The 22190-nt window shown below is 48.6% G+C and carries 15 protein-coding genes; 10 read left to right on the forward strand and 5 right to left on the reverse strand.

The window, feature by feature from the left end:
* Positions 1-148: 148 nt before the first annotated feature.
* Positions 149-4042 (forward strand): ATP-binding protein, encoded by a 3894-nt coding sequence (locus BV405_RS01160; RefSeq protein ID WP_086479013.1) that lies wholly within the window; start codon positions 149-151, stop codon positions 4040-4042.
* Between the two features lie 95 nt (positions 4043-4137).
* Positions 4138-6297 carry a putative bifunctional diguanylate cyclase/phosphodiesterase gene (locus BV405_RS01165; RefSeq protein WP_086479014.1) on the forward strand — a complete coding sequence of 720 codons (2160 nt, stop codon included), beginning with the start codon at positions 4138-4140 and terminating at the stop codon, positions 6295-6297.
* 34 nt (positions 6298-6331) lie between these two features.
* Here the strand turns inward: BV405_RS01165 and BV405_RS01170 are convergent, their stop codons facing one another.
* Positions 6332-6577 (reverse strand): hypothetical protein, encoded by a 246-nt coding sequence (locus tag BV405_RS01170; RefSeq protein WP_086479015.1) that lies wholly within the window; start codon positions 6575-6577, stop codon positions 6332-6334.
* 279 nt (positions 6578-6856) lie between these two features.
* Between BV405_RS01170 and BV405_RS01175 the strand changes: the two genes are divergently transcribed.
* Together BV405_RS01175 and BV405_RS01180 are read left to right on the forward strand one after the other, a co-directional pair.
* Complete coding sequence (locus BV405_RS01175; protein WP_086479016.1) at positions 6857-8422, forward strand: methyl-accepting chemotaxis protein; 1566 nt, start codon at positions 6857-6859, stop codon at positions 8420-8422.
* Between the two features lie 146 nt (positions 8423-8568).
* Positions 8569-8925: a hypothetical protein gene (locus BV405_RS01180; protein ID WP_086479017.1), complete on the forward strand. Its 357-nt coding sequence runs from the start codon at positions 8569-8571 to the stop codon at positions 8923-8925.
* A gap of 130 nt (positions 8926-9055) precedes the next feature.
* Here the strand turns inward: BV405_RS01180 and hisC are convergent, their stop codons facing one another.
* Positions 9056-10117: a histidinol-phosphate transaminase gene (gene hisC / locus BV405_RS01185; protein WP_086479018.1), complete on the reverse strand. Its 1062-nt coding sequence runs from the start codon at positions 10115-10117 to the stop codon at positions 9056-9058.
* A 522-nt stretch (positions 10118-10639) separates the two neighbouring features.
* Between hisC and BV405_RS01190 the strand changes: the two genes are divergently transcribed.
* The 5 genes from BV405_RS01190 (at position 10640) to BV405_RS01205 (ending at position 17281) form a co-directional block, all read left to right on the forward strand.
* Entirely contained in the window at positions 10640-11290 is a 651-nt protein-coding gene (locus tag BV405_RS01190; RefSeq protein ID WP_086479019.1) for a DUF6198 family protein, read from the forward strand.
* 299 nt (positions 11291-11589) lie between these two features.
* A complete protein-coding gene (locus BV405_RS01195; RefSeq protein ID WP_217895545.1) occupies positions 11590-13032 on the forward strand; it encodes a multicopper oxidase family protein in 1443 nt (480 codons plus the stop codon).
* A gap of 46 nt (positions 13033-13078) precedes the next feature.
* Positions 13079-14356: a flavohemoglobin expression-modulating QEGLA motif protein gene (locus BV405_RS01200; RefSeq protein WP_086479021.1), complete on the forward strand. Its 1278-nt coding sequence runs from the start codon at positions 13079-13081 to the stop codon at positions 14354-14356.
* Between the two features lie 216 nt (positions 14357-14572).
* Positions 14573-14743 carry a hypothetical protein gene (locus BV405_RS17580; protein WP_176329997.1) on the forward strand — a complete coding sequence of 57 codons (171 nt, stop codon included), beginning with the start codon at positions 14573-14575 and terminating at the stop codon, positions 14741-14743.
* Positions 14744-14851: 108 nt separating this feature from the next.
* The gene (locus BV405_RS01205) at positions 14852-17281 is read left to right on the forward strand and encodes a sensor domain-containing diguanylate cyclase (protein WP_086479022.1); all 2430 of its coding nucleotides are present in this window, start codon (positions 14852-14854) and stop codon (positions 17279-17281) included.
* 41 nt (positions 17282-17322) lie between these two features.
* Here BV405_RS01205 and BV405_RS01210 read toward each other — a convergent pair whose 3' ends face one another.
* Positions 17323-18414, reverse strand: coding sequence for an HD domain-containing phosphohydrolase (locus tag BV405_RS01210; RefSeq protein ID WP_086479023.1), 1092 nt, complete (start codon positions 18412-18414; stop codon positions 17323-17325).
* Between the two features lie 133 nt (positions 18415-18547).
* Positions 18548-19357 carry a hypothetical protein gene (locus BV405_RS01215; RefSeq protein ID WP_245832193.1) on the reverse strand — a complete coding sequence of 270 codons (810 nt, stop codon included), beginning with the start codon at positions 19355-19357 and terminating at the stop codon, positions 18548-18550.
* A 252-nt stretch (positions 19358-19609) separates the two neighbouring features.
* Here BV405_RS01215 and BV405_RS01220 point away from each other — a divergent pair, with 252 nt between their 5' ends.
* Entirely contained in the window at positions 19610-20635 is a 1026-nt protein-coding gene (locus tag BV405_RS01220) for a YbaY family lipoprotein (protein ID WP_176329998.1), read from the forward strand.
* Positions 20636-20738: 103 nt separating this feature from the next.
* Here the strand turns inward: BV405_RS01220 and BV405_RS01225 are convergent, their stop codons facing one another.
* Positions 20739-21977 (reverse strand): cyclic di-GMP phosphodiesterase, encoded by a 1239-nt coding sequence (locus BV405_RS01225; protein WP_086479025.1) that lies wholly within the window; start codon positions 21975-21977, stop codon positions 20739-20741.
* Positions 21978-22190: the final 213 nt, after the last annotated feature.

Consider the following 22190-nt stretch of genomic DNA (forward strand, 5'->3'; position numbering starts at 1 on the left):
CATTAGAGGGAAAACCCTAGGTTCTATAGATAAGGCTTTAATAAGACAAATTAAAGGCGATAATATAACCTGATGATTGATTTTATGACTAAAAATAACTTTTTTGCAGAAGTGATTAGCCTAGGTCAGGCGTTAGTGGGAATAAACCATGCTGTTAAAGGATAATAGAACACAGTGGATCTCTGTGGCCGTGGCCAGTCTGATACTCTTTATCTGCTTTGTCGGGTTTTATCAGCTTCAGCAGCATCGTAATGAGAGCCGTCAGGAACTGCTGGAAGAAAAGATCCGGATCACGGATCAGCTTTTCACCCGTTGGTTTCACCAACAGAAACAAACGCTGAACACCTGGTCCCGTTACCCCCAGGTGCTTCAGTCAGCCCAGCTATTATCTATTTTGCCTTCAGACCGAAGAGAGCTGATTGCTGCGCCATCACAGTCTGAATTGAGGCAGTTTTTTTCTCCTCTTATTAAGAGCTCCAATATCGATAGTTATATGCTGATCGATAGTCGCGGCATGGTGCGTGCTGCCTCGGACAACCGATTGGTTGGTGAGCCCTCTCCAATTGCTGAATATCCGGCGTTGTTTGCTCCATTGTGGCAGGGAAGTAACCAATGGCTCTTACCTTATATCAGTCCCTATCCCGTTCCGGATCATAATGGAGTGTTCCGACAGGATCAGCCTTTGCTGCTGATCGCAGCGCCGGTATCGAATGGACTGGAGGTTCAGTCGGCCCTGATCTTTACCGTGAACATGAGAAGGGAGTTACATCACCTGCTGAATGAAGTGGTAGTGACTCCTGATCTTTTTATTCAGGTATCGGCCAAAAACAGAGTGCTGGTGGATATTGGTCAGCGACTGGCATTTGATGCTTCGGGAAAGTTCGAGGAGCAGATTGCGACTCAGGAGAATCGCCAACTGCCCGTTTCTTACACCTTGGGTAAAGTCTTTCCGGTTAGTCGCGCATTCAGTAATCAACAGTATCTGTTATTGGGTATTGGTAGCCTGTCCATGCTGGCTCTGGTGAGCCTGCTGGTTTTCCTGTTTCGTGAAAAAACACCTGAGGCTAAGCCAGACCCTTTATCCAAGTTGCTCTATGACCGGGGAAGAGAAGGGTTAATACAGGTTTCTGAACAGGGAGAGGTTGTCAGCTTTAACCCTCAGGCAGGTATGCTTCTCTCAGGCAGTCAGGATGTTACGCCTCAGGCGATGTCGATTCTGCTTACTGAGTGTGCTTTGGGACTGAATGATGAGTCAGGCAAACTCTTGGGTGACCTGAAATCTCTGATTACTGGGGGTAGTGATCAAACCTATTATGCCTGGTGGTCCGCTACGGGTATAAAGCGTTTACTGGCTTTTACTCGTGAGCATTTTTCTGCTGGTCAGGAAAGTATTCTAAGCCTCAAAGATGTTACCCGTACCCGTCAGGAGTTTCTGCGTCTCAAGCGTCAGAGTGAGGCTTTGAATGAAGCCGCCGAATTAGTGCTCTGGATTGATCGGGATGGCGGAATTGTTGGTGCCAACGCAACGGCCTCTGTGCAGTTGGGGTATTCCTATAAAGAACTTCAGGGTCTGGTTATCGGCGATGTTGATTCGACGATTAATGAGGAAAGCTGGAAGCTGATCTGGAGCCGGATTCGCCGTGGAGAGGGAATCGAACAGGAAGGTAATGTTCTGCGCAGAAATGGCATCTCGTTCCCGGCGGAGGTTCTGATCCGATATTACGCAGATGGTTTTGATGAGTATGCCTGCTTTTTCCTGCGGGATATATCCAAACGTAAGCGGCTTGAGGCTGATCTTTATCGTAAACGGATGCGATTGACCGAAAAGTTATCGGTTACTTCCCAGGAGCTTGAGGTTCGTGAAGCTGAAAATGAGGCCCTGATTGAAGCCTTACCAGACCTTTTGGTAGTTTTTAACTCTCGTTTTGAAGTCCTGAGTTTTCAGCAGCCAAAAGGTGATGCGCTTTCATTAGAGTTAGCGCAAGGGGAAATCCTCTTCGATATTTTCCCCCAATTACCGGCGGAGGTTATCCAGCAAAAACTGACTGATCAGGTTTATTCCGGGTTGGCGAGGTATTTCACGGAGATTACCCTGGATAATCAGGGTTCGCCGCAGATTCTGGAATTACGGTTTGCCCGCACCGGTACCAATAAAGTACTGCTGTTGATCCGGGATATTACCGAGCGTAAGCGGGAAGAGTACTTCCGGCAGTTCAATAACCGTCTTCTGATGAGTATCTCCCAGATGCAGACGCAATTTATCTGTAGTCCGGATAAGCGGCCTGATATTGCTGAACAGCTGAGGTCACTGGTGGATCTTGCTCAGTCAGAAAGTGGCTTTTACTGGCTTGCGGAACCTTTGCAGCAGAAGTTGGGGTGCCGTGGCTTTGATCACTACCACCGTATTGAGCACGGGCAGGTGGTACGTGAGACCGATACCGACAGAATTCAGGAACGGATCGTGCAGGTCATTGCACACTGGCGCGCTTCTATTGAACCGCCAAAACCTATGTTGCTGCCTCTGACGGATATTTTTACCGGTCGAGATATACCAAACCATGGTTTGCTGCTGCTGCCGGTGGTTTATTCAGATCATCCGGTTATCTGTTTTAGTCTGGTATTACAGGATTATCGTCACTGGGCATCTGAATCCCGTCTATTTGAGCCTTGGCTTTCTACGATTGCCGCGCTTTTGGCGGCACATGAGTCTGAGAATGAGCGGCTTTGGGCGGAAGAAAACCTCAAGCTGGAGAAAGAGCGAGCAGAATACGCCAGTCAGGCAAAAACTCAGTTCCTGTCGCGAATGAGTCATGAATTCAGAACCCCACTGAATGCTATCCTTGGTTTTGGTCATCTTTTACAGATGGAGGAGGCCATGGATGAGGAGCACAAAGAGCATCTGGCTCAGATCGTGAATTCCGGTGAGGCAATGCTGGCGCTGGTGGATGATGTCCTGGATCTTGCTCAGCTTGAGCGTCGGGAGTTTAGCGTCGATATGGGGCGGGTGAGCCTGACTTCGGTAGTAACAGACTGCGTCTCCGAAATGATCGCTCAGATTGAACAAGCCGATCTCAGGTTTGAAGCGGATCTGCCTAATAAAGATTACTTTGTGCAGGCAGACGAGAAACGTCTGCGCCAGGTTATTCATTCCTTGCTGAAGAATGCAATCAGTTATACCGATTCCGGTGGTCTGATTACGGTAAGGCATCACTGCTTCCAGCGATTCTGTGAGTTATCCATTCAGGATACCGGTAAAGGGATATCACAGGACTTTCTCGATAAGCTCTTTATGCCTTTTGAAGTGGCGGAAGGATATATTGAAGCTGAAGGTATGGGGAATGGCCTTGCGATTGCCCGTTACGCCGTTGAAGCGATGGGCGGGTCAATCCATGTGGATTCCGAGGTGGGTGTCGGCAGTATCTTTACGCTTAAAATCCCTTGCGACCAGACTGAAGAGGATACGGGCTGCTGTGCTGAGGTTCAGGAATCAAATCCGTTAATTGATACGCTGGCAGAGTCCCCCTGCTCTGATAGCACTTCGGTCGTTTTGCCTTCTGGTGAGTTACCAGGGAATGAATCCATAAAAGAGCGTAAACCTCAGCCTGTTTCGGCCAAAGTTATCGATCATGTTTCAGATGAGTCGAATTTAGCGTCACCGCCAACTGATAATAAGCCTTTCAGAGTACTTTATGTTGAGGATGATGAGGCTAACCGCAAGGTGCTGGAACGCCTGGTTTACCATCTCGATGCAGATATCAATTTCCTTGCCGTGGGAAGTGCAGAAGATGGCATTGCTGAATTTTTAGATTCAACCCCTGATCTTATGTTTGTGGATATGAATCTTGGCCTGGTGTCTGGTTCGGAAGTGTTGGGTATTATCCGGGATCAGCCTCAGGGCAAAGAGCTTCCTGTTATCGCCGTTAGTGGCGATGTGGCTACGGAAGCGATCGACAGAGCCCTTGATGAAGGCTTTGATGATTACCTTTGCAAACCGGTTTCAATTGAAAGCTTGACCTCAGTCATTACGCGTTACAGAAGCTAAACGGTGACGTAACTGGGATTTGATACACTTTATCTGCTTCATCTATAGCTCTATGAAATTTAAGGCTTTTTAGCCTTTCGTTTAAGGCAGATTTTGTGATTAATCTTTCGCTGCGTACACGATATATCCTCCTGTTGGCATTCTCCTCGATTGTCATGATGGTTTTTTTTGCTGTAGTAGCTTTTTCAGAGCTGCAGCGTTTGCATCAGAGTATGTCTGAGGTAGGGCAGAGCCGGGTCAATAATGCACTGACGGAAGATCTGATTGAACGTAGCGAAAAGCTACTGGATAGTTTTGCGCCTTCTTTAGCTAAAGCGATTCAGAAGCGTGATCAGGCTTATCTGAAGGAACAAACCACTTTGTTTTCTCGCTTGCCTATGGTTCGCCAGATTCTGATCTATGATATCCGCCAGAGCGTGTTGCTGGACAGTGATACCATGTCTTCTTCCCCCCGGACGAATGTGCAGAGCCGCTTACCTTTTTCTATTTCTCTTGACGCCAAAGGTCATCGGGTTCGTGATGACCTGTTAGTGATTAACCATCCGCTTTCTGATAACTCTGCTAAGGTTGGTGGCATTACGTTGATTTTGTCACTGGATCCTATCAAGGTCTCTGTTTCTGAAACCCATAAAGCGATCGATGCCACTCTGACGGAAACCCGTCGTCATTTCCTGCAATCCCTGCTTTTCCTGTTACTAATTTTTGGCGGCCTTATTTTGCTGCTGAGCGCTCTGTTTTCCTACAGCATCAGTAGTCCTATTAATACTCTGATGGCGTATTCCGAGAAGTTAGCGCTGGGACTGTGGGAGCTACCTTCCCGTCTGCGCAAAGATGATGAGTTTGGTCGATTGGGCCATGCTTTTCGCCAGATGGCGATGCAGATTCAGGCCAATGTTCGCAGTACCGAAAACCTTGCGTTCTATGATCAGCTGACCGGTATCGGTAACCGGACCTTTTTCCAGCAACAGATTACAGATCTCCTGGATGACAGCCATGAGCCAGACTTTGTGGTGATTCAGATCGGGTTAGATAACTTTAAGTGGTTTAACGAAACCCGGGGATATAACGCAGGTGATGAACTCTTGCGTCAGGTGGTATCCGGTTGTTTGCTGGCGGTAAACGAATGGTGTAACCAATGGGCCTTCAGTCGTGAGCGTATTGGTATTTATCGCTTGGGTGGTGATGAGTTTGGCATCGTTGCCGATGGTGAAATTTCTCGCCATAGCCTGAATGCACTAACGACAGCGCTGATGAACGTATTTGATAACGATGCCCTTAAGCCCAGAAGGCTGAACGGTATTCAGGCTAGTATTGGCGTTGTTCGTCGGCCTGAGCCGCCAACGTCGTTGGCAGAGGTACAGACCCAGGCGGCAATCGCATTGAATGTGGCTAAAAAGCAGGGTAAGAACCGTGTGGTGTATTTTGAAGCGGAAATGAACGATACCCTGAAGCGCCGTTACCAAATTGAAGAAGCGCTGCTGACTGCCCGAAGTGGTCAGCAGCTGTATATGGTCTATCAGCCGCAAGTTTCTCTGGAGGATGGCCGCATCATAGGTTATGAAGCGCTGATGCGTTGGCAGCACCCGGAGTTGGGTTTTATCAGTCCCGGAGAGTTTTTCCCCATTGCAGAGCAGATGCCCGTTATTCGGGATCTGGGCGAGTTCGTGATTCAGCAGGTTATGGAAGATATTCCTCAGCTGACGGCTTGTCATGATGAGACTCTGAAAGTATCGCTGAATGTTTCCGCCGCCCAGTTCTACTATCACGATGTAGCGGGGATGATTATTCAGTCGATGCGTGAACACCAGATCAGCCCTCAACAGATTGCGGTGGAGCTGACGGAGACGTCTTTGTTGGAAAAAGATCAGGTGGTGGTTGAGCAGTTACAGCGTATGCGTGATGCGGGTCTTAGTATTCAGTTGGATGATTTTGGTACCGGCTATGCTTCGCTGAACTACCTAAAAGAGTTTCCGATTACCGGCCTTAAGTTGGATCGCAGCTATACCGCGCGATTGTGCTCCGGTGATCATGCTGATTTTGCCCTGTTTGAGAGTCTGCTTTTTCTGGCAAAAAATCTCGGACTGAATACCGTGGTTGAGGGTATTGAGAATGAGCACGAAGAGCGTCAGGCCAAGTTAGCGGGTGCCCGAATCGCTCAGGGCTTTAAGTATGCTGCCGGCAAACCTTTATCAGCGGTTTTGCTTGAACGTCAGCAGTACCAAAGCCTAAAGCAGCCTGAGCCTGTTCTAAACTGAATCCGTAGAGATTACTGCTTAAAGAGTAAAACGCTCAGTGCTTATTATCGTCGTCAAACTCAGCCAGAAGGCGGGTTTGGCGATAGGTTTGCATTTCAGCTTCCAGCTTTTTAACCTTACCCCGCAGAGCGATAAATCCAGCCTGTACTCTTGCAACATCTTCCAGCAGGTGAGGCATCTGATCCGCCAGCCACTCGGCATCTTCCGGTTTTCTTTCCTCCTGCCAACGTTGCAGGACTTCTCTCAGTTCCGGTGATGTTTTTGAATGATAGCGACTCATGATCGTCCTTCGATGTCTCAGGTAGCCATAATGGCGTGAAGACTTTCAATCATACCTGCTCAGTGGTGGTGCGGCTAACGGATATCGGTCGTGGGTAAAATTGACATTACGATCAATAAGGGTTTTTATTGATTTCAAACAATAGGATGTTGTTGGGTATCAGAGCGGCTTGATCTGCATCAGTACGCAAAAACAGGATCGACCTAGAATACGCGGCCTCTGATACTTCGCTGAAAACCTAAGCCAACAAAGATAATAAAAATCACATGGAGGTGTGGCTTGAAACAAAATCTGCCGGTTACCGGGCAGGAAACCCTGCTCGCTGATGGTATTCCCCTCGTTTCAACAACGGACCTTAAAGGGAAGATTACCTACGTTAATGAAGCCTTTGTTGAGATATCGGGCTTCAGCGAAGATGAACTGATGGGGCAACCCCATAACATTGTCCGTCATCCCGATGTCCCCCCCGCTATTTTTCAGGAGATGTGGAATACGGTCAGTCAGGGAAAACCCTGGATGGGCGTGGTCAAGAACCGCTGTAAAAATGGCGATCATTACTACGTCAATGCCTTTGTCTCCGCGACGCTCAAAAATGGCGAAGTTACCGGTTATCAGTCTGTGCGTTTGCCTCCTAAACGATCTCAGGTCGAAAGGGCTGAGCGTATCTACAAGCGGGTTAATGCCGGTAAGCGCCGTATCCATCTTATCGATATTCCCATTCTTCTCTCTCTTCCGGTTCTGGTTGTTCTGGCCTGTCTGTCGCCTTTTGTGTTGCAGAACTTTGGCGGTCTGTCCGGTTGGCAGTTGATGCTGTGGTCGGGTGTCAGTAGTGCATTGCTGGCATTAGCGGGCTACAAAATGATGGGGCCACTGAAGTTTGCCAGCCGGCTTTTGGTGGGAAATGACTACAGCGGGCTTCTGGCTCAGATGTATTCCGATAGTTCCTCCGAGGCGGGTTTCCTGCGATTGATGGCGAAACTCAGAATTGCTAATGAGGATGCGATCCGGACTCGTATTCACTATTCCGCTGATATGCTGGCAAGTCTTGGTAAGGGTACGCAGAATATCTCTGATATGGCTGCCCATGCGGTTCAACAGCAAAACGATGAGGTAAAACATATCTCTCAGGTGGTTTCAGAGATGTCTGAGGCAATTGAAACCGTTGCCAATCGTTCTGCTGAAGCTTCCGAGGCGACCCGTGAAGGCTTGCAGCAAGCTGAAAATGGCCGTGTTGTGGTTAACGAGACGATGGGCTCCATTCGTCAGTTGTCTGATGAGGTAAAGCGGGCAGCCAGTCAGGTAGATCATCTGCACAGCGCCAGTGAAGATATTTCCAATGCGGTGTCTTTGATTAATGATATTGCCACTCAGACGAATCTTTTGGCACTCAATGCGGCTATTGAAGCGGCACGGGCTGGCGAGCATGGTCGTGGTTTTGCGGTGGTAGCTGATGAAGTGCGTTCACTGGCATCAAGAACCCAGCAATCTACTCACGAGATTCAGCAAACACTGACCCGACTGATGGATGAAACCAAAGAGGTCTATCAGGTGATGAATCTGAGCCGTCAGCAGGCTAAAGCCAGTGTTGAGCAGGCTGAAGTTGCCGGAGCGACCCTTGAGCAGATCGCATCCACCATGCGGCAGATCAGTGAGCGTGGGCAGAGTATTGCGGCTGCAGCGCGGCAGCAAAGTATTGCTTCCGGAGAGATCAATAAAAGTTTGCAGGAGGTGACATCCGGCGCGGAAGAAACCGAACAGGCCGCTCAACAAACACGAATGGCTTCGGCAAAGCTCAGTCAGCATGTGGCGGTTATTATGGAGAGTATTGCTGGAGGTAAGTCCTGAGTTACAGATGGCGCTGCGAGGTTTTGCAGAAGCGCAATCAGCCTATTGGATAGCAGCAACTCCTTGTTTATCTGTTAGTATTTTGTTCCAGAGGCTTTTTTGAGGCCAACAAGAAAATAATAACAATGAGTTAGGAGCAGCAAAAAATGTGGCTGGTTATTCTGATAACCCTGTTAATCGGTGCGATGGGTGAGGCTTGTTTAGGGAAAGCCTCGCGACAACATTTTCAGGAAGGGCTGAACGAGCAGAGCAAGCGCCTGTTGAAAATGTCTACCTGGCTGACCTTGGGCAGTATTTTGGCTTTCTTAGGTATCCAGTTCTACTATCAGGGCATCCTGATGCTGGCCATTGGATTTATGCAGCTGGTTGCAGGTGCGTTTTTAATGCAACGTGTATTGGGTAAGCCCGATATTTCACCAGCTTTACGAATCAATCTGGCACTTTTCTCTGGACCTGTATGTATCACCCTGTTGATGGTGGTTGTTAAGGTTTTTCAGCAATAGTTCAATGATGTTAAGCCTCTCTTGTCTGCAGGGGGTTAACAATAAGATAAAAAAAAGCGCTGTCCATTCGGGCAGCGCTTTTTTGTTTGCAGCGATTTCAGAAACTAGCTGATTACTCTGAAGCGGCAGATCAGAGCTGAGGGAAATCTCTCAATGCTGTAATCATCGCCTGCATCTCATCGCGGGTGCCGATAGTGATGCGCAGGTGGTTCTCAATGCCCGGCTTAGTGAAGTGACGAACCAGAATGTTCTTGCTGCGCAGGTGAGCCATCAGATCCGCGCCGGATGCTGTTTTGTGGCGGGCAAAAACAAAGTTGGTGCTTGAAGGTAGCACGTCAAAGCCCATCTCTTCCAGCTGCTCTGTTGTCCAGTCCCGATCATTGATGATCTGCTGCACGGTCTGAGCGAAATAAGTAGTATCTTCAATGGCTGCTGTGGCTGATGCCAATGCCAACATATCCAGAGGGTAGGAGTTAAAGGAGTTCTTAACCCGCTCAAGACCCGCAATCAGATCCGGGTGCCCCAGAGCAAAACCAACACGCATCCCTGCCAGACTACGGGACTTGGATAGGGTTTGTACTACCAGCAGATTCGGATAACGGCTTACCAGAGTGCTGGCACTTTCCGCGCCGAAGTCAACGTACGCTTCGTCTACCAGAACCAGAGTTTCGGTATTACGCTGCAGCAGAGCTTCAATCTCATTCAGGCCAACGGCAATACCTGTTGGTGCATTCGGGTTGGCGAAGATGATGCCGCCATTTTCTTGATGGTATTCATCAAGATTGATGCGGAAATCTTCACTCAGCGGAATATGCTCAGGAGTAATGCCGTAAAGGTTGCAGTACACGTCGTAGAAGCTGTAGGTCATGCTTGGCATCAGCAGAGGCTTTGGCTGACGGAAGAATGCCATAAAGGCATGAGCCAGAACTTCGTCGGAACCGTTGCCGACAAAAACATGATCCTGTGGCAGTTCGAAATGATGACTCAGAGCCTGCTTCAGAACAGAGCCGTCCGGATCAGGATAAAGACGCAGCTTCTCCTTCGGGAAATGCTCCAGAGCTTCCAGAACTTTTGGCGATGGCGGGTATGGGTTTTCATTGGTGTTCAGCTTGATGATGTTAGTGGTCTTAGGCTGTTCACCGGGTACGTAGGGTTGAAGGTTGGTGATCGCTTCACTCCAGAATTTGCTCATCTGTAAACTCTTCTGTTCTCTGTAGGGTAGTCGCAGGTTTTACCGGGTTTGATCCTGCCTCTGTATCAGTGCCTGATTGATTGGCTCTTCTGATAAGACAGCTTGCTGCGGCGCTTGATATGGCCAGTTGCCAAGCTTTAAAGGCAAGAGCGCAAGCGTAGCACTGCCGCAGATAATTCTCACCTATCCGTTGGTTTTTCAGTTGGATTTTTATTCCTGGATGTTTTGATGCAAACACCTTGTCTGATCTGCTGATCGTTCGTTGTGTAAAAATAATTTTACAGCGCGCTGTTTGGCTTTACAGTTTAAAAGGCAAGGAAAATCCCTTTTTAAGCCATCATTGGTATAATTCTTACCGCTACAGCACCTTGAGTGCGTAAGTACCAACATATCTTTTGTCCACGTCAAAACCCATTCTCCAATAACAACAAGTGTCAGGGTGACGATGGCTGCTGCGTTAGTTTTCCGGAAACTTATCCTCCGGATCTCATTCGTATTGCGTCAGTTTTTTTGGAGAATTCAATGAAAGTTCATGCTGCTCAGTGGCTGGCTATTGTCGAGGCCTGTCTGCTGGTTGCACTTGGTGTGCAACTGATTAACGCTTCCGATCTTCTTGTCGGTGGAACAGCCGGTATCGGCCTGATTCTGCTGCAATTTATGCCTGAACTCACCTTTGGTGAGGTTTTCTTTCTGGTAAACCTGCCGTTTTATCTGATTGCGATTCGCTATCTGGGTATGGGCTTTACCCTGCGTACCTTTGGTGCCGTGACTCTGTTGTCAGTATTTGCGGATCTGATTGAGAGTAATATCAGTCTGGAGTTGGCTCACCCACTGATCGCTTCTGTTTTGGGTGGATTGCTGATCGGTCTGGGGCTGACCTTTCTGATTCGTGCTCAGGCTTCCCTGGGTGGTATTACCATTCTGGCGGTATTTCTGGAACGTCGTATGGGCATTAATGCCGCCCGAACCACGCTGACCACGGACATGTCCATCCTCATGTGTGGCTTTATCTTCTTTGATGCTTTGACCGTCTGTTATTCCATCGCCGCCTTTATTGCAGTGGGTTCTGTGATGGGACGTTATCGCAAACCAGCTTTCACGCCGCCTGAAGAAGCGGCTCTGAAAACGGAACGTGAAAAACTTCCTTTAAAGCGGGAAGCGGTTAAAGCCTGATTCAAGTTTTCTTACTCTTCTTATCTCTCCCATTTTGAGAAGCGGCAGTTTTTACTGCCGCTTTTTTTGTGCTCTTATTTCCCACTTTAATCACACAAAGCTGTTTCTGGATTCGCTAAAGGGTTTATCGGTTTTGGCTCAGATCAGGCATGGTTTAAGTAATCGGAAAGCACAGATAATAATGTTTCCCATTTCGATAATTGAGCTTTAGTATCAAAAGCTTGTCGCTTTTTAAATTGAAAGCTTGTAACGCTTTCAGGTGGTTAGAGTTTTTATCGGTCAATGTGTAGGGGAAAGAATTGGATAGCCTCAATAAACTGAAACAGTCAGTTGCCAGCGATGCGGTAACACAGGATTCAGGACTTACGCGCAGAAGTTTTCTTCAAATGGGTGGTTTGGGCATTGCCGCTGCGATGATGCCTCGATGGAGTCTGGCGCATATCGACTCAGGCTTTGCCTATCATTACCGACTGACGGCCGAGCCTGCTAAAGCGGAATTGGTTCCCGGTTTTACAACTGATGTATTGGCTTTTAATGGTGATATTCCGGCACCTGTAATTCGTGCAAAGCAGGGGCAACCGGTACGTATCGAATTTACCAATAAACTAAACGAACCAACGACTATTCACTGGCATGGACTGCGCATTCCCATTGAGATGGATGGTGTTCCTTTTCTGAGTCAGAAGCCCATTATGCCCGGGGAAACTTTTGTTTATGAGTTCACTCCGCCGGATGCCGGTACTTTCTGGTATCACCCGCACATGAACAGTACCGAGCAACTGGGGCGGGGTTTGGTTGGTGCTATGGTGGTTGAGGAAGCGATCAAGCCTGACTTTGATGTGGATGAAGTCCTTATCCTGAAGCATTGGCATCTGGACAAGAAGGGCGGCTGGAAAGCGCTGACCCGTCCTCGTTACGCCGCCCGGATGGGAACACCGGGAGAGTGGGGTACTGCTAATGGTGTTAACAACCCCCGTTATAACTTCCGTCCCGGCAGCCGTGTGCGTTTGCGTCTGGCCAATGTCGATAACACCATGACCTATCAGTTGCGTTTGAAGGGTGTGAAAGCTCAGGTGATTGCCATTGATGGTAACCCCGTACTTAACCCATTCCCGTTCGAGGGGCATAAAATCGGCCCTGGCATGCGACTGGATCTGGCTTTTGTTATGCCGGAAGCTGCTGTAGCCAACAACAAAGTTGTACTGGAATACCAGTTGGGTAAGTTCGGTTTTCCGATTGCCAACTTTGCGTCCACCTCGGAATCAGCCTTGCCGAAGAAGCCACTGCCTAAACTGGCGATGAACCCGATTCCGGTGCCGGATATCGAAAACGCGGAAACCCTGCCTTTTGTCTTTGAATGGGAGGGGGCGATTAGTCCGGTGGACGAGAAGGGTGAAACCCATGATACCTTCTGGCTGATTAATCGACGCCCCTGGCAGGGAATGGGGCCAGGTAATATTCCTGATCCTGTGGCCGATCTAACCTTGGGTAAGAGCTATATTTTCGACCTGAAAAATAATACCCAGTATCACCATCCGATCCATATTCATGGGCATACATTCCTTGTGCTGGAAATAGATGGCGAGCCAGTCACACCTTTTTATACTGATACCGTGTTATTAGGTAAAAATGGACGTGCCAAAGCGGCCTTTGTCGCTGATAATCCCGGTCGGTGGATGTACCACTGTCATGTGATTGAACACATGAAAACCGGACTTATGGGATACGTGAAGGTAAGTTAAACCCTTGCCTTCCATCTGGGGCGACCGAGTCGCCGGAGAGCAAGGCATGGCGCAAAAAAAGCTGCTGCAACAGGTAAGAAAACTTTCAGATCGTATGGTAGAACTGCAGGCTCCTATCCGTGTGCTGGATGCGGTGAACTGGGATAAAGAGGTGCGTCAGCAGTTCTTTGCCAATAAAGCCCAGAAACTGCCGGTAGTGACACCGGAGATGTATCAGCAGCGGGATCTGGGGTTTGATCCTCAGGCATTGCGTCATGCTTTCAGCGATCTTGAGCAGGAGATCAGCCGCTCTATTGGGCAGCTGAACCCTATGGCTCGCCTGATGAAGCGCATGTGCAACGAGTACCGACAGGTGCTGCGTATGCTGGAGTCCCGGGGCACGCCGGATTTTCACCACTATTCCGTTGAGCTATACGGCCACCCTCATGATGTTTTCCACGCCGGTGATCCGACGCTGGCAGAGCTTGCGATCATGTTGGAAGAGCCTCTGGTACAGCTGATTGATCATGAAGTACTGCCGGATGAACCCAAGGATATCTCCGCGGAAGATGCCGTAACCTACCTGGATAAAGTACTGAGCCAAAGTATGCCGGGTCTGAATGCTCGAGTGATTCTGTCCGATGGTATTGTCAGTGATGCGGCAGCGGGTAGTGATTACATCAAACTGAATAAAGATGTGAAGTTCTCCCACCGGGAGTTGGATCTTCTGGAAGCTCATGAAGGCTGGATCCATGTCGGCACCACCCAGAACGGTCTGGCTCAGCCCTATCTGACCTGTCTGGCTAAGGGGACGCCAAGCTCGACGGTAACTCAGGAAGGGCTTGCGGTGCTAACTGAGATTATCACCCTGCGTTCAACCCCTAAGCGCCTTTCCAAACTGGTAAACCGTATTCGTGCTGTAACTCTGGCTGCGGATGGCGCGGACTTTATTGAGGTTTACCGTTATCTGCTGGATAAAGGCATCAGTGAGGATGACAGCTACACCATTGCCAGCCGTACTTTCCGCGGCAGTCTGCCGGATGGTATGCCGTTCACCAAGGATCTGGCTTACATCAAGGGTTTTGTACTGACCTACAACTTTTTTAGGGTTGCTGTTCAGAAGGGGCGGATTGATCTTCTTCAGCTGCTGTTGGTGGGCAAAATCCAGCTGGAAGATTTCCGCCTGATTTCTGAACTGCATGAGCAGGGTATCGTTGCTGGGCCTAAGTTTTTACCGCCGCATTTTCAGGATATGCGCGGGCTGGTAACCTGGCTCAGCTTTGGTCGCTTTATCGGCTCGCTGAAGTTTGATCAGCTGGAGAAAGACTATAGTCCGCTGTTCTGATGACTCGCTAACTGTTTGATTTAGCAATTATAAGCTGCCACAGATCAGTGAATTGGATGTGGCAGCCATTCTGTCTAGAGTTATCTCAGTCTGATGTTAAGATAAGCAGCCATTGGCCTCTGAATGAACCTCACCTTTGCAGGAAAACCAGAGCCAGTGGCTTTTTTGTCGAACTTCAAAATTCCAGGTATAGATTTCAGCGTTAGGGGCTAGGTAATGGATCGGGTAGCATTGGGTCGTGTTTTTATGAATGGTGGTGGCTTGTTACTGGTTTCCACGGCGGCGGTGAACTGGGCTGAAATCATTGGTATTGATAACGGCTATCTGGCTATCGGCGGCACCATCGCAATGGTTATCGGCTACGGCCTTGGCCGGAATGAGCTTTAATTGTTGGAAGCCCATGTTGGGATTCGTTGCGTTATCTGAATAAAGATCTTCTTTGAGCCGGGGTTTATCCCGGCAGATACAGTCTCCTATAGTTTTGGAACCTGCGGGATGTCAGCACCAAGTCAAACGCACTCTCTCCGCTCTATCCTCGGCCAATATCGTATGTTTGTGTTGGCTGCCCTTTTAGTGGCTGCGGCCTGCAGCCTGATTGTTTTTCTGAGTATCAAGCTGACTGAAAAGGCTTTCTATCAGTCTCTGGAACAGGAGTCAGCAGTTCTGGAGAAAAGTTTTAACAGTTTGTTGGAACGTACTTATAAAAATATGGAAATGATTGCGACCTTCGTGAGCAGCAACAGCGAAGTTCAGCAACTTTTCTATAGTGGCAAGCTTGCTGTTGAAGCTGAGGGCGGAGGCCCCGGTGGTGATGCGGCCGCAATGTTCCGTAATGCTCTCTACGCTTCCGTTTCACCCGGTTGGAAAAAGATTCAGGATAAGTTTGATGCCCGTCAGCTGCACTTCCATCTTGGTCCGGGATCTCTGAGTTTTCTGCGGGTTCATCGCCCGGAAAAATTCGGTGATCGGATGGATGATCTGCGTTTCACCGTTGTTGATACTAATAGGATGCTACAGCCTGTTAAAGGTTTTGAAACAGGAAGAGTTTATTCAGGCTTGCGGGGTGTTGTACCTGTGTTTGCTGTTGATATTAAAACTCAGCAAGAGGTACATGTTGGTGCACTGGAGGTGGGAACCTCTTTTAAAACAGTATTGGATATTTTTGATCGTACCCAAAATGTCGGGGCTGGCGTTGTACTGAAAAAAGACCATGTTGAGAATGCGATGTGGCCAGCTTACGTCAAAGAGCACTTCGATTCTCTGGTTCAGGGCTGCGAATGTTATCTGGAAGCTGAGTCACGTTCCGGTGAGCTCAGTGAGATGATCCGTCAGGCATCGTTTGATCATGCAACGAATGATGATCATAACCACAGGGCGATGCTTTTCCCCCTTGGGGATCGCTACTATGGCTTCACTCTGGTTCCTCTTTTTGATTATCGGAACAGCCTGATCAGTCAGGATCCTGAGAACCAGGTAGGCTATATCGCTTTCTGGTTTGACCGGACTGATGCTTACCAGCACTTCCTGAACACTAAAAAACAGTATCTCTTTTTTGGTTCGGCAGGATTTGTTTTCGTCACTTTGATAATGCTGTTGGTTGTTCGTTTCTATACGAGGCATCTGTCGCGTCAGGTTGAAGAGAAAACTCAGGCACTACAGGAAAGTACGGATCAACTTAAAGCTGCTCAGAAGGTTGCGCATATCGGTCATTGGCAATGGAGTCCGGCAACGGATCAGTTAGCGTTTTCTGATGAGGTCTATCGAATACTGGGATTGGATCAGGGACTGAATGCTGATCTCGATCTGTTCCTTTCCTGCGTCCACAAGGACGATCGGAATGCCGTGCGGGATGCATTTCTGAAGGTAAAGCAGGGCTCTGCCTGCAATTTGACCCATAAAGTTGAGACTTCATCGGGTGATGTGATTCATGTCAGAAATCGTATGCAGGCTTTAAGAAGCAGCACTGGTGAGGTTGATCGCATTTTGGGGACAGTACAGGATATTTCCCATCAGATAGAGCTTCAGAAAGCTATTGAGGCTAAGGAACGCCTTTATCGCCAGATTTTTGAGCGTAACCGTGCGGTAAAGCTGCTACTGAATCCGAAGACTGGCGATATTATCGATGCTAATGATGCAGCACAGCGTTATTACGGTTATAGCCATGAAGAGCTGACTAGTATGCGTATTGACCAGATTAATACGTTGTCTATTGAGGAGTTAAGAACGGAGTTTGGGCGTATTCAGGATGAACATCGTGATTACGGTTCTTTTAAACACCGTTTGGCCAATGGCGACATCCGCGATGTTGAGGTCTACACCAGTAATGTGGAATATGATGATCAACACTTCTATCACTCGATTATTTTTGATGTGACTGAACGGAACCAGATGATGGCGCAGCTGCAGAAAGCAGCTATGCATGACAGCCTGACCGGGCTTTTTAACCGCAGAAGTGTTGATTATCGGGCTGAGCCTGAAATAGCCCATTATCAGCGCTCCGGTCAGTATTTCTCAGTTATGATGCTGGACATTGATCACTTTAAGCGTTTTAACGATACCTATGGTCATGATGTCGGAGATATTGTGCTTAAAGCGGTTGCCTGTCAGATTGAATCTCAGGTTCGCGGGAGTGATCTGGTCGGCCGTTTTGGTGGTGAAGAGTTTATTGTTTTAGCACCGGATACTAATCGGGCGAGTGCGTTAAAACTTGCCGAACGTATTATTAGTGCGGTTCGTGAGCATGAGATTGAGGTTGGCGGAGAGAAACTCCATATTACTCTTTCGGCAGGTGTGGCCACTTTAGGTGAGAGCTTTGTGCCTGAAAAAGTGACAGATCTGAAAGATTGTTTCTATCATCTGGTCAAGCATGCGGACGAACAACTCTATCAAGCTAAGGAACAAGGAAGAGATCAGGTTTGCGGTTGAGTTGCTCGCTGGAATAGCCTTGTACTAATGGGGATGATGACTCAAAGAATCAGGTCATCGATCTCCATTTCGATATTCGGATCCGGATATTCCAGACGTACAGCCTCGATTTCATCAATCAGTCCCAAAAACAGCTCAGCCAGTTTTGGATCAAAGTGCTTTCCGGTTTCGTTGCGAATATAGCCGACAGCATCGTCCAGCGCCCAAGGTGTTTTGTAGGGGCGGATTGAGCGTAGTGCATCAAAGACATCGCACAATGCGACAATTCTGCTTTCCAGTGGAATCTCTTCACCTTTCAGACCGTTCGGATAACCTGAACCATCCCAGCGTTCATGGTGAGACAGGGCGACTTCTGCAGCCATCTTCATTAAAGGTGTTTTAGCATCAGCCAGAATCTCATGTCCGATGCGGGCATGAGATTTCATAACATTAAATTCCTGCTCGTCCAGCTTACCGCGTTTCATCAGTACGCCATCCGGAATCCCGATTTTGCCGACATCGTGCATTTGAGCGGCTTTTTTAAGCTGATTGGCAAAGGCTTCATCGCCAGTGGCAGCCTTGGTTAGCAGATAAACACTTTCTGACATGCGGATGACATGAGTACCGGTTTCGTTATCCCGGAATTCCGTTGCACGGCCCAGTCGGTAGAGAATCTCATCCCGGGTTTGCTCCAGTTCCTGAGTCTGGCGTTTTACCTCTGCATCCAGATTGTCCCTTTCCTGAGTCAGTTCGATATTAAGCCGAACCAGTCTTAGGCCGTTACGAACCCGAAGCAGAAGTTCATGGATATGCAAAGGTTTGGTCAGATAATCCAGCGCACCCAGTTCCAGAGCGGTGATCTTGTCTTCGGAGGAGGTCATTGCTGTGAGCACAATAATCTGAGGCGGATTGTCCAGTTCAGCCTGTAGCAGTTTCATCAGATCCAGCCCATGCAACCGGGGCATGCTGAGATCCAGCAGGATCAGCTCAACGGGATGCTGGCGACAGAAATCGAGCACACTTTCCGGTTTCGTGGTGCAGTGCAGATTATTACAGCCGACTTTTCCCAGAGCGCTTCTGACCAGACGAACATTTGCCTCTTCGTCGTCGACGATAAGAATGCAGGCATCGATCAGGGCTTCATCAAAGAACATCCGGTAGCGCTCCGTTTCAGGCTTCTGTTACACAACTAAACATATATTTTATTTGCAGATAAAAAATTGCACAACTGATTATTTATGCAAATACTCTATCTTTCCTGATTGATACGGTTTCTGTTTATTCGATTCAGCGCCATTGTAGCCAGTAGTGGTAGGCTACCTGGTTGCTGCTCTCAAGGGTTTGACGGAAGCGATCACTGGGCTTCTGCAGACATTCAACCGGTATAATCTCAGGTTCTGTCCAACCGGTTTCTTCATTCAGATAGTCGCGCTGGTAGCCCCAGGTGCCGCAGGAGAGCAGACTGTCGTAACCCATATCCCGTTCGCAAATCACACAGGTCTCGAATTCCGTCCGAATATGCTGCCCCTCAACGCCGTAACTGTCTGAGACATAAGGGGTATCGTAGATAGCAACGGTTGAAGCTCTGACAGGTCTGCCGCTCCAGGGCTTATCCAGATCATCCATTGGGGTTTGGTGGGTGCCATACCCGTGCTCCATTGGTGAGTTGTCGTAGAAGGGGGTGTAAGCCTCATCGGGTATATCGATCTGAATCGCCTTTTCTCCCTCAAAAAGTTGCGCGGTTGTCTTGCGGATCTGGAGTAGCCGGTATCGATTACACGCCGCTTTGTTGAGTCCTTTCACTGTACCCTGAGTATTCGCAAAGAAGTGGATCTCAAGCCCTATGCCGGTGGCATTGTCGCCGGCAACATAACGGGCATCGGTTCGTCCACTGTGATACCAGGGTTGGGAAAAGGCCAGAATACCGACTTGAGAAGGGGATGCGGATTGGCTGAAAACCGGGCAGGATTTACCCACGGTTAAGGTATCGGCCAAAGCCAAAGGTGTTACCGACAGAGTAAGCCCTAAGCTGCAGAGTAGTATCAAAACGATAGCCAAAGCTTTGTCCGGCAAGTGCAGTTGTAAGCGCATTGTCATAGAATTACTCCGTATGACTGAGTACGATCTAAGTGTAGACAAAGGCTTAGGGTTTACAGGTAATAGCAGCCTTAATTTGTTGGTTTCCGGTTTGTTGGGTAGCTATTTACTTGTTCTTATGTGTGCGTTATGGGTCTTGCCTAGTGCAGGACCGGATTTAAATGGGAGAAAATGGTGTTTTTTAAAGGATTGACCGGACGAGCTTCCCGCAGGCTTATCCCTCTGGTTTTGCTGCTTGTTAGCGGTTGTAGTGTGCTTCCTCAGCAGCAAACGACTTATGCAACTCCAGTTAAAAAGGATGCTAAGCAGGTATCTCCGGACGAGCAGCTAAAGGTGTTGCCGGAAGGTGAGGTCACGGGCGTGGTGTCCTATCGGGAAAAGATTGCTCTTTTGCCCGGTGCATTTGTCCGTGTGGTACTGATTCAGGAAGGGAAAAAAGCAGAGCCTCCGCAGGAGATTGCAGAACAGATTTTTCATCCCGCTGGGCAAGTACCTTTTGAGTATCGCCTGAAGTTTGACCCTGAAGATATACGTGGTGGTTTTCGCTATGTGGTGAAAGGTCAGATTTTCTCCGAGGATGAGAGATTGCTTTTTGCCAGTGAGACTCCCGTTGGCATAGAGCCCCTTGGGCCTGACCGCAAAATCAACCTGCCCTTGGTTCGTGTGCCTCTGACCCACCAATCTCATTTGAAGCCTGTTACTGCGGCGATCAGTCGGGTATTTCAGTGCGGTGATTTTGTTTTTGGCACCCGTACCGGCATTGGTGAAATAGCCCTGTATTTGCCAGAGGAAGTTATGGTGCTGTCTCAGATCCGTTCCGCATCCGGCGTGCGTTATCAGGATGGCGATACTCTGTTCTGGATGAAACAGGATCAGGCGATGCTTTCCTATCAGGGCACTTTTTATCGCCAGTGTTTGCGTAACACCGAGCGCGAGGCAAGGGATCCGATTGAACGCCGACCGGTGGATTTTCGTGCGGTCGGTCAGCAGCCTACCTGGCTGATGGAAGTTGTGTCCGGGCATAACCTGAATCTGATCACCGAATATGGCCAGAAGCGGGTCCAGATCTTTGAGCCTGAGATGAAGCAGGAAAGTGGCAAGATTATTTTCCGGGGGAAAGACGATAAGAATAGGGTTTCAGCATCGGTTCGCCAGAGCCAATGTCAGCTTAAGGCTCTTGAGGAAAATGTGGCAACACCCCCCAAAATCTGGTCGCAAAAAGTGAGTGTTTGGTGGAATGGCCAGCATTACGAGGGGTGTGGTGAGTTTTTGAAGTGATGGGGCGGGCAGTTTAAGCACTATCTTAAGCTTAAGCACTAATCAGAATCGCAATAAAAACGAGATCGAAAGATCCCGTTTTTATTATCTGTAGACTGTAACATCAGGCGACCCGGCTGAATCCCAGATCCTGTGCCAGTGACTGCAGAGAAAAGGCTTCAATCTCCTCCGGTTCCACAGTACGGGTGATTTTCACCTTTTTGAATGGGCCGCCTGCCAGATCCAGATCCCGCTGTTTGGGGAGTGGGTGTCCCTGATGATTAAACAGGCAACGAACTTTAGGACGGGAACGGGTAGCCTGAGCGACATCTGTCACCATACCAATTTGCTGTTTATTCAGCTCGACCAGAGTGCCTACCGGGTAAACGCCGACAGAACGGATAAAGCGCTCGACCAACTTACCATCAAAGTTCTGATTGCGCAGAGAGTAGATCTTTCTCAGTGCCTGAGTCGGTGTTTCTTTATTGCTGAAGTGACGGTTACGGGTCATCGCTTCAAAGGCGGTCGTAATTGCCAGAATCCGTGCTTCCAATGGGATTTTACGACCTGAAATACCGGATGGATAACCTGTACCATCAAAGCGTTCGTGGTGGTAGGCGATAACACTGTTCAGAGGTCGCAGTGCCGACGACTGATGTAGAATATCGCAGCCGTAATTAACGTGCTTCTGGATGCTGATACGCTGACCGATGCTTAGGGTTTCTTTTTGTTCCAGTAGCTCTGCCGGAATCTTGATCATGCCGATATCGTGTAGCAGAGCGCTCATGCAGAGCTTGTGCAGTTGGGCTTTCGACATGCCCAGGCTTCGGCCAAAATTCAGGCTCAGAATAGCCACATCCTGAGACTTACGTTCCAGCGATGAGTCTTTTTCTTCCAGCTGACTCAGTAATGCGAGTGTGCCTGGGCGAGCAATAGTGGAGATCAGCAGTTTTTTCGAAGTTGCCTGAATGCTGTTGGCATCGATGCGTTGACCGTTACGTACCCGGTCAAAGTTAGCCGTCAGAATATCCATGCACTCATGAAAACTGTCGATCACAAACTGCTTGGAGATACGCTGTTCCAGACTCGCGTTTGAGGTCGCCGGTTGTTTTTTGGGCTGCGCACCTGCCTGAGCCGGTTTTGGCGTGGTTTCAGAAGGCGCTGTCGCTTCCGGAGCTTGCTCATTTGCCGCCTGATTGGTTTCGATGGCGACAATTTTGCAATGTTGTAACAGCAGGGCAAGATCCTCGCCGGAGTTCAGGACGAAGGGATTGGTCCACTTTGGACTTTTGGTCCAGCCAATATCCAGCGCGACGATTTTCATGCCCGGCATTAGCTGTGTTACGGGTATATTCTGACGCATTTTCGAATCCTGAGACACCTAGAGATGGCTGATCAAATCCGTGTTTCAGACCGTTGCTTAATGGAAGGCGTAGCTTAATTAAATCCAGTGCAGTAAAAGTGCAGCAAATCAGCGGCTAAGCCTTTTATCGTTATATTTTTAAGGTGAGTTTAGAAGATTGGCTCTAGCCGACAAAGCGATAACGAACAAATGTTTGAATTTGTAAGATTGTGA

Source organism: Oceanospirillum sanctuarii (genome assembly GCF_002150805.1).
GTDB lineage: Bacteria > Pseudomonadota > Gammaproteobacteria > Pseudomonadales > Halomonadaceae > Oceanospirillum > Oceanospirillum sanctuarii.

What these genes read in the sequence shown, in the direction of transcription:
- BV405_RS01160 (WP_086479013.1), top strand. Translation starts at nt 149, where the DNA reads ATGCTGTTAAAGGATAATAGAACACAGTGGATCTCTGTGGCCGTGGCC.
- BV405_RS01170 (WP_086479015.1), bottom strand. Translation starts at nt 6,577, where the DNA reads ATGAGTCGCTATCATTCAAAAACATCACCGGAACTGAGAGAAGTCCTG.
- BV405_RS01180 (WP_086479017.1), top strand. Translation starts at nt 8,569, where the DNA reads ATGTGGCTGGTTATTCTGATAACCCTGTTAATCGGTGCGATGGGTGAG.
- hisC (WP_086479018.1), bottom strand. Translation starts at nt 10,117, where the DNA reads ATGAGCAAATTCTGGAGTGAAGCGATCACCAACCTTCAACCCTACGTA.
- BV405_RS01190 (WP_086479019.1), top strand. Translation starts at nt 10,640, where the DNA reads ATGAAAGTTCATGCTGCTCAGTGGCTGGCTATTGTCGAGGCCTGTCTG.
- BV405_RS01200 (WP_086479021.1), top strand. Translation starts at nt 13,079, where the DNA reads ATGGCGCAAAAAAAGCTGCTGCAACAGGTAAGAAAACTTTCAGATCGT.
- BV405_RS17580 (WP_176329997.1), top strand. Translation starts at nt 14,573, where the DNA reads ATGGATCGGGTAGCATTGGGTCGTGTTTTTATGAATGGTGGTGGCTTG.
- BV405_RS01205 (WP_086479022.1), top strand. Translation starts at nt 14,852, where the DNA reads ATGTCAGCACCAAGTCAAACGCACTCTCTCCGCTCTATCCTCGGCCAA.
- BV405_RS01210 (WP_086479023.1), bottom strand. Translation starts at nt 18,414, where the DNA reads ATGTTCTTTGATGAAGCCCTGATCGATGCCTGCATTCTTATCGTCGAC.
- BV405_RS01215 (WP_245832193.1), bottom strand. Translation starts at nt 19,357, where the DNA reads ATGACAATGCGCTTACAACTGCACTTGCCGGACAAAGCTTTGGCTATC.
- BV405_RS01225 (WP_086479025.1), bottom strand. Translation starts at nt 21,977, where the DNA reads ATGCGTCAGAATATACCCGTAACACAGCTAATGCCGGGCATGAAAATC.